24 protein-coding genes are annotated in these 24166 nt (G+C 60.8%); 14 read left to right on the top strand and 10 right to left on the bottom strand.

Annotated features, from left to right (window positions below; all coding sequences use genetic code 11):
* The first annotated feature begins 74 nt into the window (after positions 1–74).
* The gene (locus PY649_RS14930) at positions 75–1049 is read left to right on the top strand and encodes a DUF1444 domain-containing protein (RefSeq protein ID WP_285869269.1); all 975 of its coding nucleotides are present in this window, start codon (positions 75–77) and stop codon (positions 1047–1049) included.
* A gap of 33 nt (positions 1050–1082) precedes the next feature.
* Here the strand turns inward: PY649_RS14930 and PY649_RS14935 are convergent, their stop codons facing one another.
* From PY649_RS14935 to PY649_RS14975, 9 genes are all read right to left on the bottom strand, one after another.
* Positions 1083–1997, bottom strand: a complete 915-nt coding sequence (locus PY649_RS14935) for a tetratricopeptide repeat protein (RefSeq protein WP_285869270.1) — start codon at positions 1995–1997, stop codon at positions 1083–1085.
* Between the two features lie 89 nt (positions 1998–2086).
* Positions 2087–3391, bottom strand: coding sequence for a nicotinate phosphoribosyltransferase (gene pncB, locus PY649_RS14940; RefSeq protein ID WP_285869271.1), 1305 nt, complete (start codon positions 3389–3391; stop codon positions 2087–2089).
* Between the two features lie 192 nt (positions 3392–3583).
* Positions 3584–3859, bottom strand: coding sequence for a hypothetical protein (locus PY649_RS14945; RefSeq protein WP_285869272.1), 276 nt, complete (start codon positions 3857–3859; stop codon positions 3584–3586).
* A gap of 74 nt (positions 3860–3933) precedes the next feature.
* Positions 3934–4893 carry a 2-hydroxyacid dehydrogenase gene (locus tag PY649_RS14950; RefSeq protein WP_285869273.1) on the bottom strand — a complete coding sequence of 320 codons (960 nt, stop codon included), beginning with the start codon at positions 4891–4893 and terminating at the stop codon, positions 3934–3936.
* Between the two features lie 12 nt (positions 4894–4905).
* A complete protein-coding gene (locus PY649_RS14955) occupies positions 4906–6543 on the bottom strand; it encodes an ABC transporter ATP-binding protein (protein ID WP_285869274.1) in 1638 nt (545 codons plus the stop codon).
* A complete protein-coding gene (locus PY649_RS14960) occupies positions 6540–7688 on the bottom strand; it encodes an ABC transporter permease (protein ID WP_285869276.1) in 1149 nt (382 codons plus the stop codon). The genes PY649_RS14955 and PY649_RS14960 overlap by 4 nt, the downstream gene beginning before the upstream one ends.
* Positions 7688–8779 carry a microcin C ABC transporter permease YejB gene (locus tag PY649_RS14965; RefSeq protein WP_285869277.1) on the bottom strand — a complete coding sequence of 364 codons (1092 nt, stop codon included), beginning with the start codon at positions 8777–8779 and terminating at the stop codon, positions 7688–7690. Before PY649_RS14965 ends, PY649_RS14960 begins: the two co-directional genes overlap by 1 nt.
* Positions 8780–8950: 171 nt before the next feature.
* Positions 8951–10792: an extracellular solute-binding protein gene (locus PY649_RS14970; protein ID WP_285869278.1), complete on the bottom strand. Its 1842-nt coding sequence runs from the start codon at positions 10790–10792 to the stop codon at positions 8951–8953.
* Positions 10793–10902: 110 nt separating this feature from the next.
* Positions 10903–11541, bottom strand: coding sequence for a TetR/AcrR family transcriptional regulator (locus tag PY649_RS14975; protein WP_285869279.1), 639 nt, complete (start codon positions 11539–11541; stop codon positions 10903–10905).
* A gap of 37 nt (positions 11542–11578) precedes the next feature.
* Between PY649_RS14975 and PY649_RS14980 the strand changes: the two genes are divergently transcribed.
* The 8 genes from PY649_RS14980 (at position 11579) to PY649_RS15015 (ending at position 19263) form a co-directional block, all read left to right on the top strand.
* The gene (locus tag PY649_RS14980) at positions 11579–12148 is read left to right on the top strand and encodes a hydrolase (RefSeq protein ID WP_285869280.1); all 570 of its coding nucleotides are present in this window, start codon (positions 11579–11581) and stop codon (positions 12146–12148) included.
* Positions 12149–12292: 144 nt separating this feature from the next.
* Positions 12293–13339 carry a penicillin-insensitive murein endopeptidase gene (mepA, locus tag PY649_RS14985; protein ID WP_285869281.1) on the top strand — a complete coding sequence of 349 codons (1047 nt, stop codon included), beginning with the start codon at positions 12293–12295 and terminating at the stop codon, positions 13337–13339.
* 123 nt (positions 13340–13462) lie between these two features.
* Positions 13463–13843, top strand: coding sequence for a methylglyoxal synthase (locus PY649_RS14990; protein WP_285869282.1), 381 nt, complete (start codon positions 13463–13465; stop codon positions 13841–13843).
* 34 nt (positions 13844–13877) lie between these two features.
* Positions 13878–14903, top strand: a complete 1026-nt coding sequence (locus tag PY649_RS14995; protein ID WP_285869283.1) for a glucokinase — start codon at positions 13878–13880, stop codon at positions 14901–14903.
* Positions 14904–14950: 47 nt separating this feature from the next.
* Complete coding sequence (gene blaOXA, locus PY649_RS15000) at positions 14951–15754, top strand: class D beta-lactamase (RefSeq protein ID WP_285869284.1); 804 nt, start codon at positions 14951–14953, stop codon at positions 15752–15754.
* 116 nt (positions 15755–15870) lie between these two features.
* Entirely contained in the window at positions 15871–17664 is a 1794-nt protein-coding gene (locus PY649_RS15005) for an ABC transporter ATP-binding protein (RefSeq protein ID WP_285869285.1), read from the top strand.
* A 15-nt stretch (positions 17665–17679) separates the two neighbouring features.
* Positions 17680–18504: a 4-hydroxy-tetrahydrodipicolinate reductase gene (gene dapB, locus PY649_RS15010; protein WP_285869286.1), complete on the top strand. Its 825-nt coding sequence runs from the start codon at positions 17680–17682 to the stop codon at positions 18502–18504.
* 123 nt (positions 18505–18627) lie between these two features.
* Complete coding sequence (locus PY649_RS15015; RefSeq protein WP_285869287.1) at positions 18628–19263, top strand: 2,3-bisphosphoglycerate-dependent phosphoglycerate mutase; 636 nt, start codon at positions 18628–18630, stop codon at positions 19261–19263.
* A gap of 194 nt (positions 19264–19457) precedes the next feature.
* Here the strand turns inward: PY649_RS15015 and phnF are convergent, their stop codons facing one another.
* Positions 19458–20192 (bottom strand): phosphonate metabolism transcriptional regulator PhnF, encoded by a 735-nt coding sequence (phnF, locus tag PY649_RS15020; RefSeq protein WP_285869427.1) that lies wholly within the window; start codon positions 20190–20192, stop codon positions 19458–19460.
* Positions 20193–20293: 101 nt separating this feature from the next.
* On the opposite strand from phnF, the gene phnG reads away from it, so the two are divergent.
* The 5 genes from phnG to phnK are packed head-to-tail and all read left to right on the top strand — an operon-like array spanning position 20294 to position 24163.
* Entirely contained in the window at positions 20294–20770 is a 477-nt protein-coding gene (gene phnG, locus PY649_RS15025; RefSeq protein ID WP_285869288.1) for a phosphonate C-P lyase system protein PhnG, read from the top strand.
* Positions 20770–21399, top strand: coding sequence for a phosphonate C-P lyase system protein PhnH (gene phnH / locus PY649_RS15030; RefSeq protein ID WP_285869289.1), 630 nt, complete (start codon positions 20770–20772; stop codon positions 21397–21399). Before phnG ends, phnH begins: the two co-directional genes overlap by 1 nt.
* 3 nt (positions 21400–21402) lie before the next feature.
* Positions 21403–22512, top strand: coding sequence for a carbon-phosphorus lyase complex subunit (locus tag PY649_RS15035; protein ID WP_285869290.1), 1110 nt, complete (start codon positions 21403–21405; stop codon positions 22510–22512).
* On the top strand, positions 22509–23390 hold the full coding sequence (locus PY649_RS15040; protein ID WP_285869291.1) for an alpha-D-ribose 1-methylphosphonate 5-phosphate C-P-lyase PhnJ: 882 nt from the start codon (positions 22509–22511) through the stop codon (positions 23388–23390). Before PY649_RS15035 ends, PY649_RS15040 begins: the two co-directional genes overlap by 4 nt.
* Positions 23387–24163: a phosphonate C-P lyase system protein PhnK gene (gene phnK, locus PY649_RS15045; protein WP_133707952.1), complete on the top strand. Its 777-nt coding sequence runs from the start codon at positions 23387–23389 to the stop codon at positions 24161–24163. The genes PY649_RS15040 and phnK overlap by 4 nt, the downstream gene beginning before the upstream one ends.
* Positions 24164–24166 lie beyond the last annotated feature (3 nt).

Below are 24166 nucleotides of genomic sequence, written 5' to 3' on the forward strand. Positions count from 1 at the left end.
GCAACTAGCTCGTCAGCCGGCATCGGCATTGCGCGCAAGCCGGCGCCACGTTAGGCTCCGTAGAATACCGCTTGGTGCTTGGGGACGTTTGGGTGTTCAATTTCCTGAAGAAGCTCTTCGGACGAGCCAAACGGCCGAATGCGCAAATCGAGCTACCAGCCCCGCCGGCGCCACAGCCTCCCAACAGGCCGGCGATCAAGAGCCTCGATCTCAACATTCCCGACGAGGCGCTGGAAAACGAGGCGCGCTTTGCCGCGTACCTTCAAGAGCGCCTGCCCTTTTTCGGCGACGTGATCAAAGTCGACTATGATCCTGGCGCCGGCAGCCTGACGCTGCACAGCCGCAACGGCGACAGGATGACGAAATTCCTGGGCAACGCGCTGCTGGCGCTGCGCGAAAAGAAGGGGCAGGCGCGTGCTCAGGGCCTGCTCAACTATCTCAACCTAACCGAAGCCTTGGAAAGCGGCGGCGAGCTGCACGAGGTGCTACCGGTGCTGAAGTCGCGCAGCTTTCTCGACGTGGCGCGGCAGCAGATGCTGCAAGCGGTCAAGGGTAAATCCGATCCGCCGCAGTTCGTCTATCTCGATGAGGCCGAAAATCTGGTCAGGCTTTTTGTCGTCAACGGCGAAACCACGGTCAGCTATGTGATGACCACCACATTAGACGGCTGGGGCATCGATGTCGGAGAATTGGCGGAGACGGCGCAGAACAACCTCCATAAATTCTTGGCGAAGACCGGCGTGCAGATCGCCAAACGTAGCCAGTTCCAATATCTCGAGATCGACGGCCAATTCGAATCCAGTGTCGCCTTCCTGCCGAATTTCTGGGCGCAGGTGCAGGACCAATCCGGCGGCGCAGCACCAGTCGCGGCCTTCCTGTCACGCGACAAGGTATTCTTCACCCACGAAAACGACACCCAGGGACTGCATTTGCTCGAACTGATCAGCGCCGATCTCAGCGACGTGCCTTATGTGATCTCGCCAGATCAATATCGCTGGGAGGACGGCAAATGGTCGCTGTTCAAGCGGGTGACGCGGAGCGTGCAGTGACGGGTTATATGTATGGACGCCTTCTCGCAAAATTCAATTTTTGGAAGAGGGCGGGACATCCGCAGGCTTGGCCGATTCGGAGGAACTGTCTGTAACTGCGGATGAAGCGGTTGTATCGGCCTCCCTGCGAAGCCAATAAGCAGCCTTTGCCGCATCATTGGGGTGCGCACGTTCCGCATACACAGTACCGAGACGTCGTTGTGCGCCAGGATCACCTCGTTCCGCAGCTTTCGTAAGCCACTTGATCGCCAAGTCGCTATCCCTGCGATTGTATTGCTCATAAGTATAGATATCGCCAAGGGAGAGTTGCGCATCTAAATCGCCTTGTTCGCCGGCCTTTGAGAGCCAGCTTATCGCCTCATCCTCATCTCGGCTCACACCTTGGCCGCCCAGATACATCTCGCCGAGCCAATATTGCGCCGAGGCTGTTCCCCGTTCTGCCTCTTCGCGAAAACTACCCATCGCCTTCTGAAACCAGAAGTTCGCCTTCGCCGCATCTGGCACCATGCCTTCGCCTTGAGAATACATACTTCCAAGCGAGTATTGAGCCATGACATCGCCGCCTTCGGCCGCTTTGATGAAGCCAGTTATCGCCGTCTGATACCAGATATTCGCCTGTTCGAGGTCTGGCGCAACGTTGTCATGACCAAGGGAATAAGCGAGACCTAAACGACGTTCAGCATAAGGGTTGTTCTGATCGGCCGCTTTGCGAAACCAGAAAACGGCTTTCTCAAAGTCCGATTGTACACCTAGTCCAAAGAAATACAGACGCCCCAGACCGTACTGAGCTGTTGCGTCGCCCCGCTCCGCCTGCGGCTGCCAATTCAGCAGTGCAGCCCTATAATCGTGCTTTGAAAAGGCGACTTTTCCTTCGTCCGACTGCGCGTAAGCGGGTAGCGAAAGGGCAAAATACAACAGCAATCCATAGCCATACTGATTCAGAGCCATGCTGATCCTTCAATTGAAATGGTATGGTAGCATCCCGTCTCCGCAACAATAGGCAACGCGGCCAGGCGCTCATTCCAATACAAGATGGGTTAAACCAGCACCGCTTGATCGACGCGATCCTCGGCGCCGAAGAATTTCAGATAGCGCTCGACCTCGGCGGGCTCGCCCGTCGCCTTCTGCGGATTATCCGAAAGCTTGACGGCCGGGCGGCCGTTGGCTTCGATCACCTTGCAGACGATCGAGATCGGGTTGAGGCCATGGATTTCCGTGGGCGCGCAGCCGGCGAAATCATTGGTGAGATTGGTGCCCCAGCCGAAGCCCATGCGTACCCGGCCCTCGAAGTGCTTGTAGGTGGCGATGATGGCGTCGACATCCAGGCCGTCGGAGAAGATCAGAAGCTTCTGGCGCGGGTCGCGGCCCATCTTTTTCCACCAATCGATGATCTTCTCGCCGCCTTCGATCGGGGGCGCGCTGTCCGGCCGGAAGCCGGTCCAGTCGGCCACCCATTCCGGCGCATTGCGCAGGAAGGAGGCCGTGCCGAAGGCATCCGGCAGAACCACGAGCAGATTGCCGCCGTAGAGGCGGTTCCAGTCGCGCAGCACTTTGTAGGGCGCCTTGCCAAGCTCATCGTTCGTCTTGGCCAGTGCCGCCGCCACCATCGGCAGTTCGTGCGCGTTGGTGCCGACAGCCTCGAGATCGGAATCCATGGCGAGAAGGACGTTGCTCGTGCCGGTGAAGGCGTGGCTGACACCTTCCTTCAGCGCTTCCACGCACCAGCGTTGCCAGAGGAAACTATGGCGGCGGCGAGTACCGAAATCGGAAATGCGAAGGTTCGGCAATTCCCTTAGCCGCTCGACCTTTTCCCACATCTTCGCCTTGGCGCGTGCGTAGAGGACGTCGAGCGTAAAGGGACCCAGTGCCTTCAGCGCTGCACGCGAGCGGAGCTCATTGATGATGGCGAGTGCCGGAATCTCCCACATGGTCGTTTCCTTCCACGACCCATGGAAGTCGAGAATATACTGCCCATCGCGCTTCGACAGCTCATACTCCGGAAGCTGGAAATTCGACAACCAGGCCAGGAATTCCGGCTCGAAAATCTGGGCGCGACCGTAGAAACTGTTACCTGCCAGCCAGATCATCTCCTTCTTGGAGAGCCTGATCGTACGGGCATGATCGAGCTGCTCGCGCAATTCCTTCTCGTCGATCACTTCGGCGAGCCGGACGCTCTTCGTGCGGTTGATCAGGGAGAAGGTGGCGTCAACATCCGGATAAAGCTTCCAGATCATCTGCAGCATCAGGAGCTTATAGAAATCGGTATCGATCAGGCTGCGAATGATCGGATCGAGCTTCCAGGTATGGTTATAGACACGGGTGGCGATATCCGTCTTCGTCATGTCGTTCCTGCCCGTCTCCCTGCGCCCCGGACGTCAAGCTTCACACCTCCAGCTCACTGGCGGCGGGTATAATGCTCTTCTTATCAAAAAATGTTGAGCGAAAGTCCAGTCACTGAAAGAAAATTGATACTAAATCAATTCCACCGTCCTGGATACCGGGCGCGGGTGCCCAAGTTTTACTGGTGGCTGCATTCAGTATGACTGGGAATAGCCTTGCACCGGCGGGCTCGGTGCCGGGGTCTGGTCCAGGGCCGCGGTCAAGGGCGCTGTGTGCGCTGCTTCATAACTACTCCATAATTCGGCCAGCGCCCAGACGATCGCCGTCAGGGCAAGTGCGATGATGAGCACCGCCAATACACGGCGTCCCATGTGTCCCTGCTTTGCCTCGGTCGCGGGCAATTCCTTTTCCTCATGCAGACGTTGATCGGAATCCTCCCAATGGGTATGGGTTTCCAACTTCTGTGGCATGATTGCCTCCTTCCAGTGCCTTGTGGCGGCGTTCTGTGGAAACGGAGGCGGCAGTGGAAAGGTTCCGAGGGCGCTCAATAGCCCCGGCTGCGATCCACCAGATATTGAAGCGGCTCGCCGCGTTCGAAGCGGGCGATCTGCTCCTCGACATGGCGCATCAACGAATGCTCCTCGGAGACGGCTGCATCATGCGGGGTGATGACGACATTCTCCATGCCCCAGAGCGGATCCTCCATCGGCAACGGCTCGACATCGAAGACATCCAGCGACGCGCCACCAAGCACACCGGCTTCGATCGCCGAGACGATATCGGCCTGAACCTGGCTTTTGCCGCGTCCGGCATTGATGAACACCGGCTTGCCCAAGGCGCCGCCACGGCGAAGCCTGGAAAAAAGCGAGGCGTTGTAGAGCCCCGTGGTGTCCGGCGTCAACGGCAGCAGGCCAACGAGAATATCGGTCCGCGCCAGAAAGGCGTCGAGCTCGCCGGCGTCGAACGTTTCCATGCCGTCGATCTGCTTTTTTTGCCGCGACCAGCCGATGACATTGAAGCCCATGACCTTGAGCTTGGTGGCGGCATCGAGGCCGAGAATGCCGAGACCCATGACGCCGACCGTCACTTCGCGTGCTTCCGGTGCCGGAAGGTGGCCCCAGACGCGCTTGCGCTGGTGCCTGAAGTGGCCGAAGACGTCACGCAGATGCATGAGACATTGCAGCACGACCCATTCCGTCATGCGCACCGTCAGGCTGCGGTCGACGAACCGGACAATGGGAATGTCGGGCAGACCAGGGATGTTCAACATGGAATCGACGCCGGCGCCGCCGGAAAAGATCACCTTGAGGTTGGACGCGCGCTGAAAGAGATCGGCGTCCGGCTTCCAAAGAAGGGCATAGTCGACCTGGCTCAGATCCGCGCCTTTGCTTGCGGGATCGGCGAGATTGATGCTGCCGCGATCCGCAAAAGCGGTTTTAAGGACTTTGGCGATGGCCTCAGGCGAGAATTTGAGATCGACGAGAACGGGGCTTTTGACCGGCATGGCGATTATCTTTTATTGCTGGACGGCGGCGGTGGGCACCGCCTCGATGTTGAAGGCGGCGGCGAGAAGCGCCTTGGTGTAATCCTCTTTCGGCGCACGGAAAATCTCCGCCGACGAACCCTGCTCCACAACCTTGCCGAAGCGCATGACGATCAGATCGTTGGCAAGCGCCTTCACCACCTTCAGGTCGTGACTGATGAAGAGGTAGGCAAGATCATGGCGCTGCTGCAAGTCGCGCAGGAGATCGACTACCTGGGCCTGCACGCTCATGTCGAGCGCCGAGGTTGGCTCGTCCAGCATGACGAAACGCGGCTTCAGCACCATGGCGCGGGCAATGGCGATGCGCTGCCGTTGGCCGCCGGAGAATTCATGCGGGAAACGCCAGCGTGTCAATGGATCGAGACCCACCTCCTCCAGCGCCCAGCAGACACGCTGATCGCGCTCTTCCGCCGACAGGGATTGCTCATGCACTTTAAGCCCCTCTGCAATGATCTCGCCAACCGACATGCGCGGGCTCAGCGATCCATAGGGGTCCTGGAAAACGACCTGCAGCTGATTGCGCAGCGGCCGCATCTCCTTGAAGGAATAATCGGCAATATCCTTGCCGACAAAGCTTATGTGGCCTTTGGAAGAAATCAGACGGGCAAGCGCCAGGCCGAGCGTCGTCTTGCCGGAGCCGGATTCACCAACGACGCCGAGCGTCTGGCCAGCCCTGAGCCTCAGATCAATACCGTCAACCGCCTTCACATGGTCGACCACCTTGCGCATCAGGCCGGCCTTGATTGGGAACCAGACCTTGATATCGGAGCCTTCCATGACCACGGGCTTGCTGATGTCGCCCCTTGGCGGCTCGCCGCGCGGCTCGGCGGCCAGCAGATGGCGGGTATACTCATGCCGAGGATTGGCAAAGACCTCCTCGACGGTGCCGGTTTCAACGATGCGGCCCTTGGTCATGACACAGACGCGATCGGCGAATTTCCGGACAATACCGAGATCGTGGGTGATGAACAGCATCGACATGCCGTGCGCGCCCTTGAGGTCGCGCAGCAGTTGGAGGATCTGCGCCTGCACCGTCACATCGAGCGCCGTCGTCGGCTCGTCGGCGATCAACAGCTCCGGCCGGTTGGCCAGCGCCATGGCGATCATCACACGCTGGCGCTGACCGCCCGACAGCTCGTGCGGATAGGCCTTGAGGCGCTTCTCCGGTTCGCGAATGCCCACCTGGTTCAGAAGATCGAGCGTGCGGCTGCGGGCCGCCTGGCCGACCACGCCCTGGTGCAGCGCCAGGATTTCGCCGATCTGCTTTTCGATGGTGTGGAGCGGATTGAGCGAAGTCATCGGCTCCTGGAAGATCATGGTGATGTCGTTGCCACGGACGGCACGCAGCTCGCCATCGGACGCCTTCAGCAAGTCCTTGCCTTTGAACAGGATTTCGCCGGAGGGGTGGCTCGCGGACGGATAGGGCAGCAGCTTCAGGATCGAGTTGGCCGACACCGATTTGCCCGATCCGGATTCGCCGACCAGCGCCAGGACTTCGCCCCTGGCGATATCGAAGGAGATGCTATCGACGGCAGTCGACGTTTGGCCGCCCTGGTGAAAGGCAACGGACAGATTGCGGACAGACAGCAATGGGGTTGAGTTTCCGCTCATCGAAACGTCTTCCTCGGATCGAATGCGTCGCGTACGGCCTCACCGATGAAGATCAGCAGCGACAGCATGATCGACATCGTGAAGAAGGCGGAAAGGCCGAGCCAGGGGGCCTGCAGGTTGGATTTGCCCTGCGCGATCATCTCGCCGAGCGAGGGCGAGCCGGGAGGCATGCCGAAGCCCAGGAAATCCAGCGAGGTCAGCGTCGTGATCGAGCCGGAAAGAATGAAGGGCACGAAGGTCAGGGTCGCGACCATCGCGTTCGGCAGCAGGTGGCGATACATGATGGTGAGATTGTTGACGCCGAGCGCGCGGGCAGCGCGTACATATTCGAAATTGCGCGCTCGCAGGAATTCGGCACGCACGACACCCACCAGGCCCACCCAGGAAAACAGAAGCAGGATGCCGAGAAGGATGAAGAAGCCGGGCGGCAGAACCGAGGCGATGATCAGCAGGATGTAGAGCACCGGCATCGACGACCATATCTCGATGAAACGCTGCAGGAGAAGGTCGGTCCAGCCGCCGAAATAGCCTTGGATCGCGCCGGCGGCGACGCCGACGACCGCCGAGCAGATGGTCAGCGCCAGGCCGAACAGCACCGAGATGCGGAAGCCGTAGATCATGCGCGCCAGCACATCGCGCGCCTGGTCGTCCGTCCCAAGCCAGTTGAGATTGCTCAAGGTGCAATTCGGATCGGCGGCACCCTTTTCATAGCCGGAGCAGCGCTGTTCCTTGCTCATCAGCCAGAAAGGCGGGGTCGGGGCTGACATCCCCTTTGGAAGGTTCGAATTGGCGGTCTGATAGGAATAATGGATTGGCGGCCAGATCATCCAGCCATTGGCGTTGATCTCGTCCCTGATATCTTGTGCGCGATAGTCCGTCTGCGCGAGGAAGCCGCCGAACTTTTCCTCGGGGTAATCGATGAAGACCGGCATCAGGATCTCGCCCTTGTAGGAGACGAGAATCGGCCGGTCGTTGGCGATGAATTCCGCTCCGAGACTGAGAACGAACAGGATCAGGAACAGCCAAAGGGACCAATAACCGCGACTGTTCGCCCTGAAATTCTGCCAGCGGCGGACGTTGGTCGGGGAAAAGAGGCCTCGGCGCGGCTTTACGGCTGTCGGGGTCGACTTGGTTGCGGCGTCCATCAGACGTCCCTCCGCTCGAAATCGATGCGCGGGTCGATCCAGGTATAGATCAGGTCCGAAATCAGGCCGACGACAAGGCCGAGCAACGAGAAGATATAGAGGGTCGCAAAAACGATAGGATAATCGCGCTGGACGACGGAGAGGTAGCTGAGGCGACCGAGGCCGTCGAGCGAGAAGATGTTCTCGATCAACAGCGAGCCGGTGAAGAATGCGGAGATGAAAGCGCCGGGAAAACCGGCGATGACGATGAGCATGGCATTGCGGAAGACATGGCCGTAAAGCACCCGCCGCTCGCTCAGCCCCTTGGCGCGGGCGGTGATGACATATTGCTTCTTGATTTCCTCGATGAACGAATTCTTGGTCAGTAGCGTCGTGGTGGCGAACGCAGCGAGCGATAGCGAGATCAGCGGCAGGACGAGGTGCCAGAGATAATCGATGATCTTCTGCCACCAACTGAGATCGGCAAAATTGTCGGAGACAAGGCCGCGCAGCGGAAACCAGTCGAAGAACGAGCCGCCCGCGAAAAGCACGATCAGCATGATGCCGAAGAGGAAGCTTGGAACGGCATAGCCGATGATGATGACGCCTGACGTCCAGACATCGAAGGTCGATCCATCCTGTATCGCCTTGCGAATGCCGAGCGGGATGGAGATGGCGTAGGAGAATATCAGAATCCAGATGCCGAGCGAGATCGACACCGGCAGCTTCTGCCCGATGAGATCGATCACCGTCGTATTGCGGAAGAAGCTCTCACCGAAATCGAAGCGGATATAGTTCCACATCATCTGGCCGAAGCGCTCGAGCGGCGGCTTGTCGAAGCCGAACTGCTTGTCGAGCTTGGCGATCAATTCCGGATCGAGCCCCTGTGCGCCGCGATATTTCGAATTGCTGTCTTCGGCATTCTGCTGGCCGAGCAGATCGGTGCCGCCCGAAAGGCGACCGGTGGCGTTGTCGGCCTGGCCGGTCAACTGCGCGATGACCTGCTCGACGGGACCGCCAGGGGCAAATTGCACGATGGTAAAGGAGATCGCCATGATGCCGATGATGGTCGGGATCATCAGCAGTAGACGTCTGAGGATATAGGCGCCCATCAGCCCGTCACTCCCTCACTGAGGAATATGCCTGCTCCGGCCTCAACCCATCTGTCGTTCAAGTCGCTTGTTCCCTTCCGCCGAATAAAGCCGGCGCGGTCATTTCAGGCTGAACTGCCGAATCGGCATCGCGCATTTGGAGCCCAGCCTGTTCATCATTGCAAGAGCCGCTCACTTGCCGGCGTTCTTCGACCACCAGGTCTCGGGAAAGCCCATCGAATATTCCGGCAGGTTGGCGGGATGTTCGAACTTGTCCCAATAGGCGATGTGGAAGCTGGTGGCATAGAACAACGGAACGACGTAGTGGTGAGCGAGCAGCACGCGGTCGAGCGCCTTTGCCGAGGCATCCTTCTCGGCAACGTCCTTGGCAAGGATGACCTTGGTGATCAGCGCATCGATGCCGGGATCGGCTATGCCGGCATAGTTGCGCGAACCTTGGCGGTTGGCGGAAGACGAACCCCACATGTCGATCTGTTCGTTGCCCGGATTCAGTGTCTGGGCCCAAACGCTCCAAATCATGTCATAGTCGAAGCTGCGGACACGATTGATATATTGCGATGAATCGACCGTTCTCACGCGTGCGTCGATGCCAATTTTCTTCAGGTTCTGCACATAGGGCAGCACCCACTTTTCGACGAAGGGGCTGCCGAGAAGGATCTCGATGGAAAAGGGCTGTCCAGTCTGGGCGTTGACCATCTGGTTGCCCTTGATGACATAACCCGCATCCTTGAGAAGCGCGATTGCCTTACGAAGATTGTCGCGAGACTTCTGCGGATCGCCTCCGACGGGATTGCTGTAGGGGGTCGTAAAGACCTCGGGCGGCACTTTGTCCTTGATCTCGTTCAGAATATTCAGCTCTTCCCCTTGGGGCAGACCGGAGGACGCAAGCTTGGTGCCGAAGAAATAGCTGTCGTCACGCCGATACACACCATAGGCGACCGTGCGGTTGATCTCCTCGAAATCGAAGGCGTAGTTCAGCGCTTCGCGTACCCGCTGGTCCTTGAACTGATCGCGGCGCATGTTCGGAACCAGCGCCTGCATCACGCCGGTCGCGCGCAATGGATTGGGCAGGTCCTCACGCTTGATGCGGCCATCCTTGACGGCCGGGAAGTCATAGCCCGTTACCCAACGGCTCGCCATGTTGTCCTGCCAGAAATCGACGTTGCCGCCGCGAAAGCCTTCGAATTCCACATCGTCGTCGCCGTAATAGGCGTAGGAGATCGCTCCGAAATTGTTCTGGCCGACGTTCACGGGTAGGTTCTTGGCCCAATAGTCGTCGCGCAGCTCATAGCGGATGGTCGAGCCTGGAGAGAAGGCCGCGATCTTGTAGGGGCCAGAGCCCATGACCGGCTCCAGTGTGGTGCGGGAAATATCGCGCGGCTTGCCGTCCGGCCCGGTGCCTTCCCACCAATGTTTCGGCACAATGGGCAGAAGCTGCCCCAGGATGAACGGCAGTTCGCGATTGTTCTTCGCGTCGAACGTGAAGGTCACATCGCGGTCGCCGGTCTTTTCAGCCCGCATCACGTGCGCGTAGTAGCTCGTCATGAAGGGATTGAGTTCTTTACCCTTCTCGAAGCTGAAGATCACATCCTCCGGGGTCACCGGCGTTCCATCGGCCCATTTCGCCTCCGCCCGCAACCGGAACGTCGCCTTTGATATGTCGTCCGGATAGGATACGCCTTCCGCCAGAAGCCCATAGGACGAGGCGACCTCATCGTCGGCCGATTTCAGCAAGGTATCGAAAACCAGTCCTATACCGGTGACGGGATTGCCCTTCAGGAGAATGGGATTGAGCGTGTCGAACGTACCATTGCTCGAAAGCTTCAGCTCGCCACCCTTCGGTGCGTCCGGATTGACATAGTCGAAATGCTTGAAGCCGGGTTGGTATTTCAAGTCACCGAGAATGGCCGTGCCGATCCTGAACTGCGGCTCGTCGGCGTGGGACGGCGCCGGCAAGGCCAGCAGGCAGAAAAGAGACACAACCAAGCCTGCTTTCAAACGCGACAATGCCATCAATGATCCTCTGATGATGTAGTAGAATTCAAGCATAGGCCAAATGAGGGCGAAAAACAGGACGGAATTGCTCATCTCTTCGCAAACCGGCCGATTTCCGCTCCCTGAAATCAGGCTTTTGCCGCCGCCGCTTCTTCGAGGCGCTTGCGCAGCATCAGGCGCAATTCGCGGACAAGGCGCCGGTCTGAGGCGGCTTCCGGCTCGTTGGCGGCGACGACGGCGATGCGCAGCAGTTCCAGAACAATCGCCGACATTAAGACGACGTCGTCCGTAATCGGCGGCTCGGCTCGCCGCAGGATGGCGGAAATCAGCTCCTTGAGCTCCGCCCGCGAACGCATTTTGCGATCCTTCGGCACGTCGCGGCGGGTCGCAAGCACCGGATATTCCGGAAACTCCTTGATAAAGGCGCCAAGCTTGTCGAAGATCGCCTCGCCGCTATCGGCAGCCGAACGGCCGCCGCTCTTTTCCGCGACGTCCTGAAGCACCGCTTTCAGCCTCTCGAGCCGATCGATATGCAGCGCTTCGGCGAGCAACGCTTTGGTCGGAAAAAATTGATAGAGCGAGCCAATCGACGAGTGCGCTTCGGCGGCGATCTCCGTCATCGTCGCGGCGTCATAGCCCTTCTGAACGAAGATTTTCGCGGCCGCTTCCAAAAGCACGGCAACGCGATCGCGGCCGCGGCGACGCTTCGGAATGCGCGTCTGCGGTTCCTCACTTGATTTTTGCGAGGATTCTCTCATATTTGTCATTGTGAGGATACCCTCATATTTCCCCCGGAGCCCCCTGATGCCTCTTTACGATCCCCAAACCACCGCACTCATCTCCATCGATCTGCAGGGCCTTGTTCTCAGCCGCCCGCTCGCACCCCACTCTGCGCAGCAGATCGTCGAGAATACTGCCGCCATCGCCCGGAAACTGAAAGCCGACGGCGGAACCACAGTCTTTGTGACGGTTGGATTTTCCGCAGACTATGCCGACGCTGTCAACCAGCCCGTGGACGAAAGCTTCAGCTTTCCAGAGGGAGGTTTGCCGCCGGCTGCTCTCGCAGCACCCGCCGAGATCGCTGCGCTGACGCCCGACGTCGCCATCGTCAAGCGCCAATGGAGCGCCTTTTATGGCACCGACCTCGACCTGCAGCTGCGCCGTCGCGGCATCAAAACAGTGATCCTCACGGGTGTTGCGACCAATTTCGGTGTCGAATCGACCGTTCGCGACGCCTACGCCGCCAATTATGCTGTCATCGTAGCCGAGGACGCGGTGACAACCTTTTCGCAGGAAATGCAGGATTTCGCCTGCACAAAGGTGTTGCCGCGGCTGTCGCGCATCCGCAAGACGGCGGAAATTCTGGCTAACTGATCATGCGCTTAGCGGTCCGGGCGGGCAATGCGTGGCGGTTCATTAGCATCGAGCGATAAAACACGGATTCACCAAAATCGCTTTTCAAGGTAGATTGGCCCGCAAATCATTTCGGCCACCGCCGACAGCCATGCAAGGAACCACATGATTCCCCTCCTGGTTCGGACCCTCAACAGCCTCAGCAAATTTGCCCTCGCCGTGACGATTGGCGCGGGTCTCGTCAGCGGCGAGGCAGCGGCACAGCAAGCGACCCCGACGCCCGGCAGCGCCAAGGCGATTTTCGGGGCAGTGACACTACCTACCCAGGGACCGCCGAAATCGATCGGCTTTTACGCCAAGGGCTGCCTTTCCGGCGCCGTGGCGCTGCCGACCGATGGGCCGACCTGGCAGGCCATGCGCCTTTCGCGCAACCGCCGCTGGGGCCGGCCGGAGATGATCGCGCTTCTCGAACGCCTGTCGCGCGACGCCGCCAAATATGACGGGTGGCCGGGCATCCTGGTGGGCGACATCTCACAGCCGCGCGGCGGGCCGATGTTCAACGGCCATGCCTCGCATCAGATCGGCCTCGACGCGGATGTCTGGCTGACGCCGATGCCGGCGCGGACGCTGACCACGGCCGAGCGCGAAAGCCTGCCTTTCACCACCATGCTCGATAAGAACAAGTTCCTGACGGTCGACGACAAGGTGTGGACTGCATCGCGCGCCCGGCTTTTGATGCGCGCCGCCAGCTACCCCGAAGTCGAACGCATCTTCGTCAATCCGGCGATCAAAAAGAAAATGTGCGAGACATGGACCGGCGACCGCACCAATCTCGGCAAGCTGCGCCCGGAATACGGCCATGACTCACATTTCCATATCCGCATCCGTTGCCCCGCCGGTTCCATCGGCTGCAAGCCGCAGCCAGCTGTTGCCGCCGGCGACGGCTGCGGCAAGCCGCTCGCCTGGTGGTTTACGCCCGAACCATGGGCCAAGCCGAAGCCCGGCGCAAAACCGCCGGCAAAGCCGCGCGAAGTCATGGTTTCCGACCTGCCGAAGGCCTGCCAGACGGTGCTCGACGAACCTCCCGTCACCTCGGCCGCTGTGGCCACCTTCGGGGCCAAGGCTGCTGCGGGGACGGCCGCGACCAGCACAATGCCGGTTTCCAGCGCCGGCACAGGCAGCACGCCGCCCGGCGACATCCCGCAACAGTGACAGCGGCGGAGCCGGTTCCAACCGGCTCGACCCGTCTTTCAAAGGTGTGCCTCTTGGTATAGAAGGCGGATAAATCGATTAGAGGTCTTTGACTTTAAAGGCCTGGGACGGAGTGGGAGTTTCATGGCCGGCGGCAAATGCATCGCGCTGATCGCGCATGATCAGAAGAAGGATGCAATGGCGGAATTTGCACGCCGCAATCAGGATGCGCTTGCCGATTGGCATATCGTTGCCACGGGCACCACCGGCGGCCGCGTGCTCGATGTCTGCCCCGGCCTCAAGGTCACCCGCATGAAAAGCGGTCCGCTCGGCGGCGATCAGCAGATAGGCGCCATGATCGCGACCGGCGAGATCGATATGCTCGTTTTCTTCATCGACCCGCTTACCCCGATGCCGCACGATGTCGACGTGAAGGCATTGACGCGGCTGGCCGTTCTCTATGACATTCCGATGGCTCTCAATGAAGCCACCGCCGAACGACTGATCAAAACACTGAACCATTAATCCGCCTTACCGGCGGCTGACCACGGACCTCGCCATGCCCAAGCTCAATCACAGCGAAGCCCCCATGCCCTTTCCTATCCTGATCGGCGATATCGGAGGAACCAACGCGCGCTTTTCCGTCCTCGTCGATGCCTATGCCGAGCCAAAGCATTTCCCGAATGTGCATACCGCAGATTTCGAGACGATCGACGAGGCGATTCAACAGGGCGTCCTCGACAAGACCTCAATACAGCCGCGTTCGGCGATCCTTGCCATGGCGGGGCCGGTTCGGGGCGATGAAATTCCGCTGACCAATTGCGACTGGGTGATCCGCCCGAACACGATGATCGCCAATCTCGGCCTCGAGGATGTGCTGATCATCAATGATTTCGAAGCCCAGGCGCTGGCGGTCGCCGGTGTATCCGAGGAGCATCGCGAGACCATCGGCGAAACGTCGGAAGACATGCTCGCCTCTCGCGCCGTACTCGGGCCGGGCACCGGCCTCGGCGTCGCCGGCCTCATCCATGCCCAGCATACCTGGATCCCAGTGCCGGGCGAAGGCGGACATATCGATCTCGGACCGCGCAGCGCGCGTGATTTTCAGATTTGGCCGCACCTGGACCCCATCGAGGGCCGGATCTCCGCCGAGCAGACCCTTAGCGGCCGTGGCCTGCAGAACATCTATCACGCGATCTGCAAGACCGACGGCATAGAGCCTGTGCTCGCGCAACCAGCCGATATCACGACCCATGCGCTCGCCGGCACCAACGCTCAGGCCGAAGAGACCGTGACGCTGTTCGTGACCTATCTCGGCCGTGTCGCCGGCGACATCGCGTTGATCTTCATGGCGCGCGGCGGTGTCTATCTTTCCGGCGGCATCTCGCAGAAAATCCTGCCGGCGCTACAGAAGCCGGAATTCCGCGCCGCCTTCGAAGACAAGGCGCCGCATAGCGCGCTGCTGAAATCGATCCCGACACATGTGGTCACTCATCCGTTGGCCGCGCTCGCCGGCCTCTCGGCCTACGCCCGTATGCCGGCCAATTTCGGCCTGGCGACGGAGGGCCGCCGCTGGCGGCGTTGATCGAGAGTACAGCAACACGTCGCCAGATGCGGCCGCGGGAGAACCGGATGGACTATCGCTTCGTTCCCCTGGCATCGCTGGCGGCCACGCTTTCAATCTCCACCGCCGATGCCAGGATCCTCTGCACGGTGGTGGCAAATGCTGCGGACGGTAAGGTATTGATGCAGCAGGGTGATTGCGCAACCCGCGTCACGCCGGCGTCTACCTTCAAGATCGCGCTCAGCCTGATGGGTTTCGATTCAGGCTTCCTGAAGGACGAACATGCGCCGCTGCTCCCTTATCGCAAGGGCTATGTCGATTGGGGCGGTGCCGAATGGCGCCAGCCGACAGACCCTGCCCGATGGATAAAATATTCGGTGGTCTGGTTCTCGCAGCAGGTGACGCATGCCCTCGGCACGGATCGGCTGCACGACTATGCCGTCAAGTTCCGTTACGGCAATGCCGACGTCTCCGGCGATCCTGGAAAGAACAATGGGCTCGACCGCGCCTGGATCGGCTCCTCCTTGAAGATTTCCCCCCTCGAACAGGCGGCCTTTCTTGCAAAGCTCGTCACCCGGCAACTGCCGGCAAGCCCGCAGGCTTTCGACATGACGGAGCGGATCACCGAAGCTGCACCGCTGAGCGACGGCTGGGACATTCACGGCAAGACCGGCTCAGCGCGTCCAGGAGGAGCCACCGATAAAGCCTATCCCTATGGATGGTTCGTCGGATGGGCGGAAAAGGGCGATCGCCGGATTGTATTCGCGCGGCTTACCCAGGACGAAAAGAAGGAACAGGGACCCCCGGGCGTAAGGGCGCGCGACGCCTTTTTGAAAGAGCTGCCTTCCCTTATAATGCAGTTGGCTCCTTGACCTGCCTCTTAACCAGTGCGGCAAGCCATAACTAGCCAAAGCCGTCCTAACTCTTTATAGACCCGCGGGAGCACGTGCCACTTGCGGCCGCTTGGTCTGAGACAGGAAGCCGATTTTTGAAGTCGCCCGACACCAAAAACAATAGCGTCGACAGCGAAACCGTTACCGGTGTCCTGAAGCGCATCATTGCCGAAAATGGCCGTGACCATGTCTGGGGCTATTTGACCGCCATCGCCTGCCTGGTCTTGGTGGCATTGTCGACGGCCTTTATCGCCTACATCATGAAAACGATCATCAACCAGGCATTCGTCGAGCGCCGGGCCGATGTCGTCTGGATTATCTGCTCGGCAATCTTCGCCGCTTTCGTGGTGCGCGGTTTCGCCGGCTACTTTCAGTCTGTCATCCTCAACAAGATCGGTAACAACATCATCGCGCGTTACCAGCGGCGGCTGTACGGTCATCTGATGACCTTGTCGATCGGCTTCTTCAGCGAGGCGCGGTCTGCGCAGATCGCCGCGCGGGTCAGCCAGAACGTCTCCGGCATCCGCGACGTCATGAACCTGACGATCACCTCGACTGCCCGAGACCTTCTGACCTTCGTCGCCCTGCTTGGCGTCATGGTGGTTCAAGACCCGCTGCTGAGCCTGGCCGTCTTTATCGCGGCCCCGCCGCTGCTTTATGCGCTGCGTTATGTATCCAAGCGCCTGCGCGCTGCGACACGCGAGGCGGTCAACCTGAATAGCCACGTGCTGGGCGCGATGCAGGAGACGATCCAAGGCATTTCCATCGTCAAAGCTTTCACGATGGAAGAGCAGCTGGATCGCAAGATCAACAAGCTGATCACGGCGGCAGAGCATCGGCAAAACCGCATCGCTCGCCTGTCCGAGCGCAACGGGCCGCTGACCGAAAGCTTCGCCGGCTTCGCGGTCGCCAGCGTCCTTGCCTATGCCGCCTATCGTTCGATCTATCACGACGTTCCGCCCGGTGCCTTCTTCTCTTTCGTCACCTCGCTGCTTCTGGCCTACGATCCCGCCCGTCGCCTCGCCAAGCTGCAGGTGCAGATGGAGCGTGCCGTCGTCAATGCGCGCATGATCTACGAACTGCTCGATATGGAGCCACGGCAGCGCGATCTGCCGGACGCCAAGCCGCTCGCCATCAGCGAGGCCCGCATCGAGTTTCGCGACGTTCACTTCGCCTATGGCGACGAAACGGTTCTGTGCGGCGTGAGTTTCGTTGCCGAAGGCGGCGAGACGACGGCATTGGTCGGCCCTTCCGGCGCCGGCAAGTCCACCGTCATCAATCTTATTCCGCGTTTCTACGATCCCAAGGCCGGGAGCATCTTCATCGACGGGCAGGACATCGCCCATGTCACGAAGCAGTCGCTGCGCGAACAGCTCGCCTATGTCTCGCAGCAGCCCTACCTCTTCGAAGGCACGATCCGCGACAACATCCGTTACGGCCGTCCGGAGGCGACGAATGCCGAAGTGGAGGAGGCAGCCCGGCTTGCCTATGCCCATGATTTCATCCAGGCGCAGCCGCAGGGCTACGACACGCCGGTCGGCGAAAACGGCGTGACACTTTCCGGCGGCCAGCGCCAGCGCCTGTCGATCGCCCGTGCGCTGGTGCGCAACGCGCCGATCCTGCTTTTGGACGAAGCGACCTCAGCACTCGATACCGAGTCGGAAGCAGCCGTGCAGAAGGCGCTGGACGAAGCCATGAGCGGCCGTACCGTCGTCGTCATTGCCCATCGCCTGTCGACGGTCGTGAGGGCGGAAAAGATCATTGTGATGCAGAACGGGCGTATCGTCGAAGAGGGCAACCACGAGACGCTTGCGACGGCCGACAATGGCCTTTACGCTCGCCTCAACAACCTTCAGCGACCGGCCGTTTCCGGCACCTCCCGCAAATGAGACGATAGAGAAGACATGAGCGATGATGCGATGAAGCTTGTGGTGGTTGGCGCAGCGGGCCGCATGGGCCAGGCCCTGATCCGCCTCATCCACGCCACCGAGGGCACCACCCTGCATGCGGCCGTCGCACGTCCCGGCTCTGCTTTCATCGGCAAGGATGCCGGCGAGATTGCCGGCCTGGGGCCGATCGGCGTTCCGGTCACCGATGACCCGCTTTCAGCCTTCCTGCATGCCGAAGGCGTGATCGATTTCACCACGCCGGCAACCAGCGTCACCTTTGCGGGCCTCGCCGCGCAGGCGCGCATTGTCCACATCATAGGTACGACCGGCTGCTCGGCGGAAGACGAAACCAGGTTCAAGGCCGCCGCGCGCCACGCCCGCATCGTCAAGTCAGGCAATATGGGCCTCGGCATCAACCTCTTGAGCGTCCTGGTCGAGCAGGCGGCGCGGGCGCTTCAGTCGGCTGATTGGGACATCGAAGTCCTGGAGATGCACCACAAGCACAAAGTCGACGCCCCGTCCGGCACCGCGCTTCTGCTCGGCCAGGCGGCGGCAAAGGGGCGCGGCATCGATTTCGGCGAAAATTCCGTGCGCGTGCGCGATGGCCACACCGGTCCGCGCCCGGCGGGTACGATCGGCTTTGCGACACTGCGCGGCGGCGGGGTCATCGGCGACCACTCGGTCATCTTTGCCGGCGAAAGCGAGCGTCTGACCCTCTCCCACAGCGCCGGCGATCGTTCGCTGTTTGCCCGCGGCGCACTTCAGGCCGCCCTCTGGGCGCGCGACAAGAAACCCGGCCTTTATTCCATGCTCGACGTTCTCGGGCTTTCCACACGTTGATCCCATCATGGAGCGGTTCAGCACGGAATTGCTGAACCGCTCCAGCCTTTCGTTCTTATGCAATTCCGGACGGAAAACCGCTACGCACTTTTCCTGGAATTGCTCTATCAAGGAGGAATATTTATGAGCGGTACTCTCGTCCTCGTTCGCCACGGGCAGAGCGACTGGAATTTGAAGAATCTCTTTACCGGCTGGAAGGACCCCGACCTGACCGAGCTCGGGATTGAAGAAGCCAAGACCGGCGGCAAGGCGCTCGCCGAATACGGCATCAAGTTCGACATCGCCTTTACCTCCGTACTGGTCCGGGCCCAGCATACGCTTGACATCATCCTCGACAGCGTCGGCCAGACCGGCCTGAGGACCATCAAGGATCAGGCGCTGAACGAACGCGACTATGGTGATCTCTCGGGCCTGAACAAGGATGACGCCCGCGCCAAATGGGGCGAGGAACAGGTGCATATCTGGCGCCGCTCCTACGACGTTCCGCCGCCCGGCGGCGAAAGCCTGCGTGATACCGGCGCCCGCGTCTGGCCCTATTATTTGACCGAAATCCTGCCGCGAGTTCTTGCTGGCCAGAAGGTGCTGGTCGCCGCCCACGGCAACTCGCTGCGCTCGCTGGTCATGGTCCTCGACCGCCTCAGCAAGGAACAGATCCTGGCGCTCAACCTCGCGACCGGCGTGCCGATGGTCTACAAGCTCAACGCCGACTCCACCGTCGCTTCCAAGGAAGTACTCGGCGATATGTCGAACGCGCACTGAGCGCATCAAACTAACAATCTTCGGAATAGCCCCTCACCCTAGCCCTCTCCCCGTTTTTGCGGGGAGAGGGGACGACCTTCGTACCCTCATCTCAGCGGGTTAATGGAGGGAAGGCTGTGGGGGCGCCCATCCCCTTCTCCCCGTCAAAACGGAGAGAAGGTGGCCGACAGGCCGGATGAGGGGCTACCCACCCCTCAATTCTCGATGGTAAAGCGCACCCTGTCGGCAGCGAAGCGCGAGACCGAATATTGCACCGGAACATTATCCAGATCGGTGTTCAGCGCCTGCGTGATCAGGACGATAGCACCCGGAGATAATTGCAGATCCGCCAGATCGCCTTCGTCGGCATGCGTGGCGGTGATCTCGGTGACGACGCGCACATAGTCCGGCACGCCAAGCTCACGAAATGCTTTGGTGATCGATCCCGTTGTCCTGTAAACCTCGGCAATGGCGCCGAAGCGATCTGCCGGGAACCAGTTCGTAGCGCGCGAAACCGGACGATTGTCGGCCTGACCGAGCGTTTCCAGACGCACAAGCCGCGTGCCGGTCTTGATCTTGAGCTGCCGGGCCAATTCCGCGCTCGCGGCCTCCTCGGTAGCGGCCAGTAGGACACTGCGGGTCTCGCGGACCTGATCGCCAATGCCCTGCGAGAATCGCGTCCGCTTCGAAATCGGGAAGCTCAGGCGTTCTTTGCGCTCAATCAACGTTCCGCGCCCCTGCACGGCCCTGACGATCCCTTCCTGCGCCAGTGCCGCAAGCGCGCTTCGTATCGTATGCCTGTTGACCCCGAACTGTAGCGCCAGCACCGTTTCCGGTGGCACCATCCCCGTGTCGTCGAAATCGCCGTGATTGATCGATGTGCGAATCCGGTCGGCGATCTGCCGCCAGAGCGCGACGCCCGTCTGTCTTTGTACCTTCTGTCCCGCCATATTGCCCGCTTGCTGTGTCACACGCTTGTCATGTCCTGCCAATAAAGATAAAACTACCTTGTATGGTTGTCTATATCAATAGACATTTTGAGGATAACGCGATGAATTCAGCACAGAGGCAAGAGGCGGAGGCGCAGCAGCGCCGCGAACGCAAGCGCGCTGCCGATCTTTTGGCCCGGGCCGAACGCGACGAGCTCGACGCGGCCTGGGAAGCACTGGTCAACAAGCCGACGGTTCAGCCGGTGCGCGGGCCGGAAACCGGGCTCGTCATGGTGCGCGGGCGCATTGGCGGCGGCGGTTCGCCGTTCAATCTCGGCGAGGTTACTGTGACGCGCGCCACGGTCAAGCTTGCCTCAGGCGCCGTCGGCCACGCGCATGCGCTCGGCACCGACCGCGAAAAGGTGCGGCTCGCGGCGATTTTCGATGCACTCTGGCATCAGCCGGCCACCAAGGAATTCGTCGAGAAGACGATCCTGCTGCCGGTCACCGATCGGATTGCCGAACACGATCGCAAGCGAGCTGAAGAAACGGCGGCCACCCGCGTCGATTTCTTCACCATGGTCCGCGGAGAAGATTGATGAGCCTTCCCACCACCCCCACGATACCCGGTAATGATGCGCTGACCGGCGGTTTTGCCGATCCGGTATTCGACGCACAGAGCGTCTTCAAGATGATGATGGACGCGATGGCGCGGCCCGGAACCATCCAGACGGTCATCTCGGACATCGCCCCGCCCGCCCCGCTCGACATCGCCGCAGGCGCGATCGGCCTCACTCTTTGCGATCATGATACGCCGGTCTGGCTATCGGCTGGTCTCGCCAAGTCGGCCATGCCGGAATGGCTGAGCTTCCACACCGGCGCAACGGTGACATCGGAAAGGATCGAAGCTCGCTTCGCCTTCATCGAAGCCGGCGTGGCGCTCGCTTCGTTCAACCAGTTCGCGGTCGGCACGCAGGAATATCCCGACCGCTCGACGACACTGGTATTGGAAATCGAGGCCCTCAAGGGCGGCAAGGAACTGGCGCTCTCTGGCCCAGGTATTGCCGATATCCGCATGATCGCTCCGGTCGGCCTGCCGGATACATTCTTGCGCATCTGGAACGACAACCGCGCGCTTTTCCCGCGCGGTGTCGATCTCGTTCTGACGGCCGGACGGCAATTCCTTTGCCTGCCGCGCACCACCAAGATTATCGCGACGGAGATGTAACGCATGTATGTTGCCGTTAAAGGCGGCGAAGCCGCCATCGCCAATGCCCACCGGCTGCTCGCCGATCGTCGCCGCGGCGATCGTTCGCTGCCGGCGCTCGGCATCGACCAGATCGTCGCGCAGCTGGCGCTCGCCGTCGACCGCGTCATGGCCGAGGCCTCACTTTATGACCGCACGTTGGCCGCGCTTGCCGTTCGCCAGGCGCGCGGCGACATGATCGAAGCGATTTTCCTGCTGCGCGCCTATCGCACGACACTACCGCGCTTCGGCTATTCCCGGCCGCTGGATACGTCGGCGATGAAAATCGAACGCCGCATCTCCGCCACCTACAAAGACCTGCCGGGTGGCCAGCTTCTCGGCCCCACCTTCGATTATACCCACCGTCTGCTCGATCCAGACCTGCTCACCGATACGCCGGTGGATGAACCGATGCAGCGGCCGGCGGAAGAAGGTCGCGTAATGCGCGTCTCCGAAATTCTGAGCCAGGAAGGGCTGATCGAAGGCGACGGCGAGATGCCGATCGACCACGAGACCGGCGACCTGACGCGCGAGCCGATGGAATTCCCGATGACCCGCGATCTACGCCTGCAGGCACTGGCCCGCGGCGACGAAGGTTTCCTGCTGGCGCTCGGCTATTCGACCCAGCGCGGCTATGGTCGCACGCATCCTTTCACCGGTGAAATCCGCATCGGCGAAGTGGAGGTCGAACTCGATGTGCCCGAACTCGGCTTTGCCGTCTCGCTCGGCTCGATCCAAGTGACCGAATGCCAGATGGTCAACCAGTTCAAGGGCTCCGCCAAAGCGCCACCGCAGTTTACCCGCGGTTACGGCCTCGTCTTCGGCCAGAGCGAACGCAAGGCCATGGCGATGTCGCTGGTCGACCGAGCGCTACGCGCCGAGGAATTCGGCGAGGATGTCGTCGCGCCCGCCCAGGACGAGGAATTCGTCATCTCCCATTCCGACAATGTGCAGGCGACCGGCTTCGTCGAACATCTGAAGCTGCCGCACTATGTCGACTTCCAGGCCGAACTCGACCTGGTTCGCCGCATGCGCCGCGACTTCGAGGCCGCTCGCGACGGCGGCAAGGATCCCATGACGGAGGCAGCCGAATGACCGAACTCGCCACCTACAACTTCGCCTATCTCGACGAACAGACCAAGCGGATGATCCGCCGCGCTATTCTGAAGGCGATCGCCATCCCCGGCTATCAGGTTCCCTTCGCCTCGCGCGAAATGCCGATGCCCTATGGCTGGGGTACCGGCGGCGTGCAGCTGACGGCCGCGATCATCGGGCCTGACGATGTCCTGAAGGTCATCGACCAAGGCGCCGACGACACGACCAACGCCGTATCCATCCGCGCCTTCTTCCAGAAGGTGGCTAACGTCGCAGTCACCACCCGGACTGACGAAGCGACCATCATCCAGACGCGCCACCGCATTCCGGAAGCCAAGCTCGGCCCCAACCAGGTACTGGTCTACCAGGTGCCGATCCCGGAACCTCTGCGCTTCCTGGAGCCGCGCGAGACCGAAACCCGCAAGATGCATGCGCTCGAGGAATACGGCCTCATGCATGTGAAGCTCTACGAGGATATCGCCCGCAACGGTCGCATCGCCACTACGTACGCTTATCCGGTCAAGGTCTCCGGCCGTTACGTGATGGACCCATCGCCGACACCGAAATTCGACAATCCGAAAATGCATATGTCGGATGCACTGCAGCTTTTCGGCGCCGGCCGCGAGAAGCGCATTTATGCCGTGCCGCCGTACACCGAAGTGGTCAGCCTCGATTTCGAGGATCATCCCTTCGAAGTGCAGCGCTTCGACAAGCCCTGCGCGCTTTGCGGCGCCGAGCAGGTCTATCTGGACGAAGTGATCCTCGACGATAAGGGTGGCCGGATGTTCGTCTGCTCCGACACCGATTTCTGCGAAGATCGTCGCGCCCATGGCCATATGGGCACAATGTTGGCACCCAACCAGGAGGCCGCCGAATGAGCGACACGCCACTCCTCAAGGTCAAGGATATCTCGAAATTCTACGGCAGCCGCATCGGATGCCGCAACGTGTCCTTCGACCTCTGGCCCGGCGAAGTGCTGGCGATCGTCGGCGAATCCGGCTCCGGCAAGACGACGCTGCTCAACTGCATCTCGACCCGGCTGCTGCCGACCACCGGCAGCGTCGAATACCACATGCGCGACGAGACCTATCGCGAGCTCTTCCGCATGAACGAGGCCGAGCGCCGCTTCCTGATGCGCACCGACTGGGGCTTCGTCCATCAGAACCCCGCCGACGGCCTGCGCATGACCGTCTCAGCCGGCGCCAATGTCGGCGAGCGGCTGATGGCGATCGGCAACCGGCATTACGGCAATATCCGCGCCACGGCAGTCGACTGGCTGGAACGCGTCGAAATCGACGCCGATCGCATCGACGATCAGCCGCGCGCCTTCTCCGGCGGCATGCGCCAGCGCCTGCAGATCGCCCGCAATCTGGTGACCGGCCCGCGCCTGGTGTTCATGGACGAGCCCACCGGCGGACTCGACGTTTCCGTTCAGGCCCGGCTGCTCGATCTCGTGCGCGGTCTCGTCAACGATCTCGGTCTGTCGGCGATCATCGTCACGCACGACCTCGCCGTCGCCCGCCTGCTGTCGCACCGCATGATGGTGATGAAGGACGGTGTGGTGATCGAACACGGCCTCACTGACCGCGTGCTCGACGATCCGCGCGAGCCCTATACGCAACTGCTCGTCTCCTCGATCCTGCAGGTTTAATGC

It is taken from the genome of Rhizobium mayense (assembly GCF_030272705.1).
GTDB lineage: Bacteria > Pseudomonadota > Alphaproteobacteria > Rhizobiales > Rhizobiaceae > Rhizobium > Rhizobium mayense.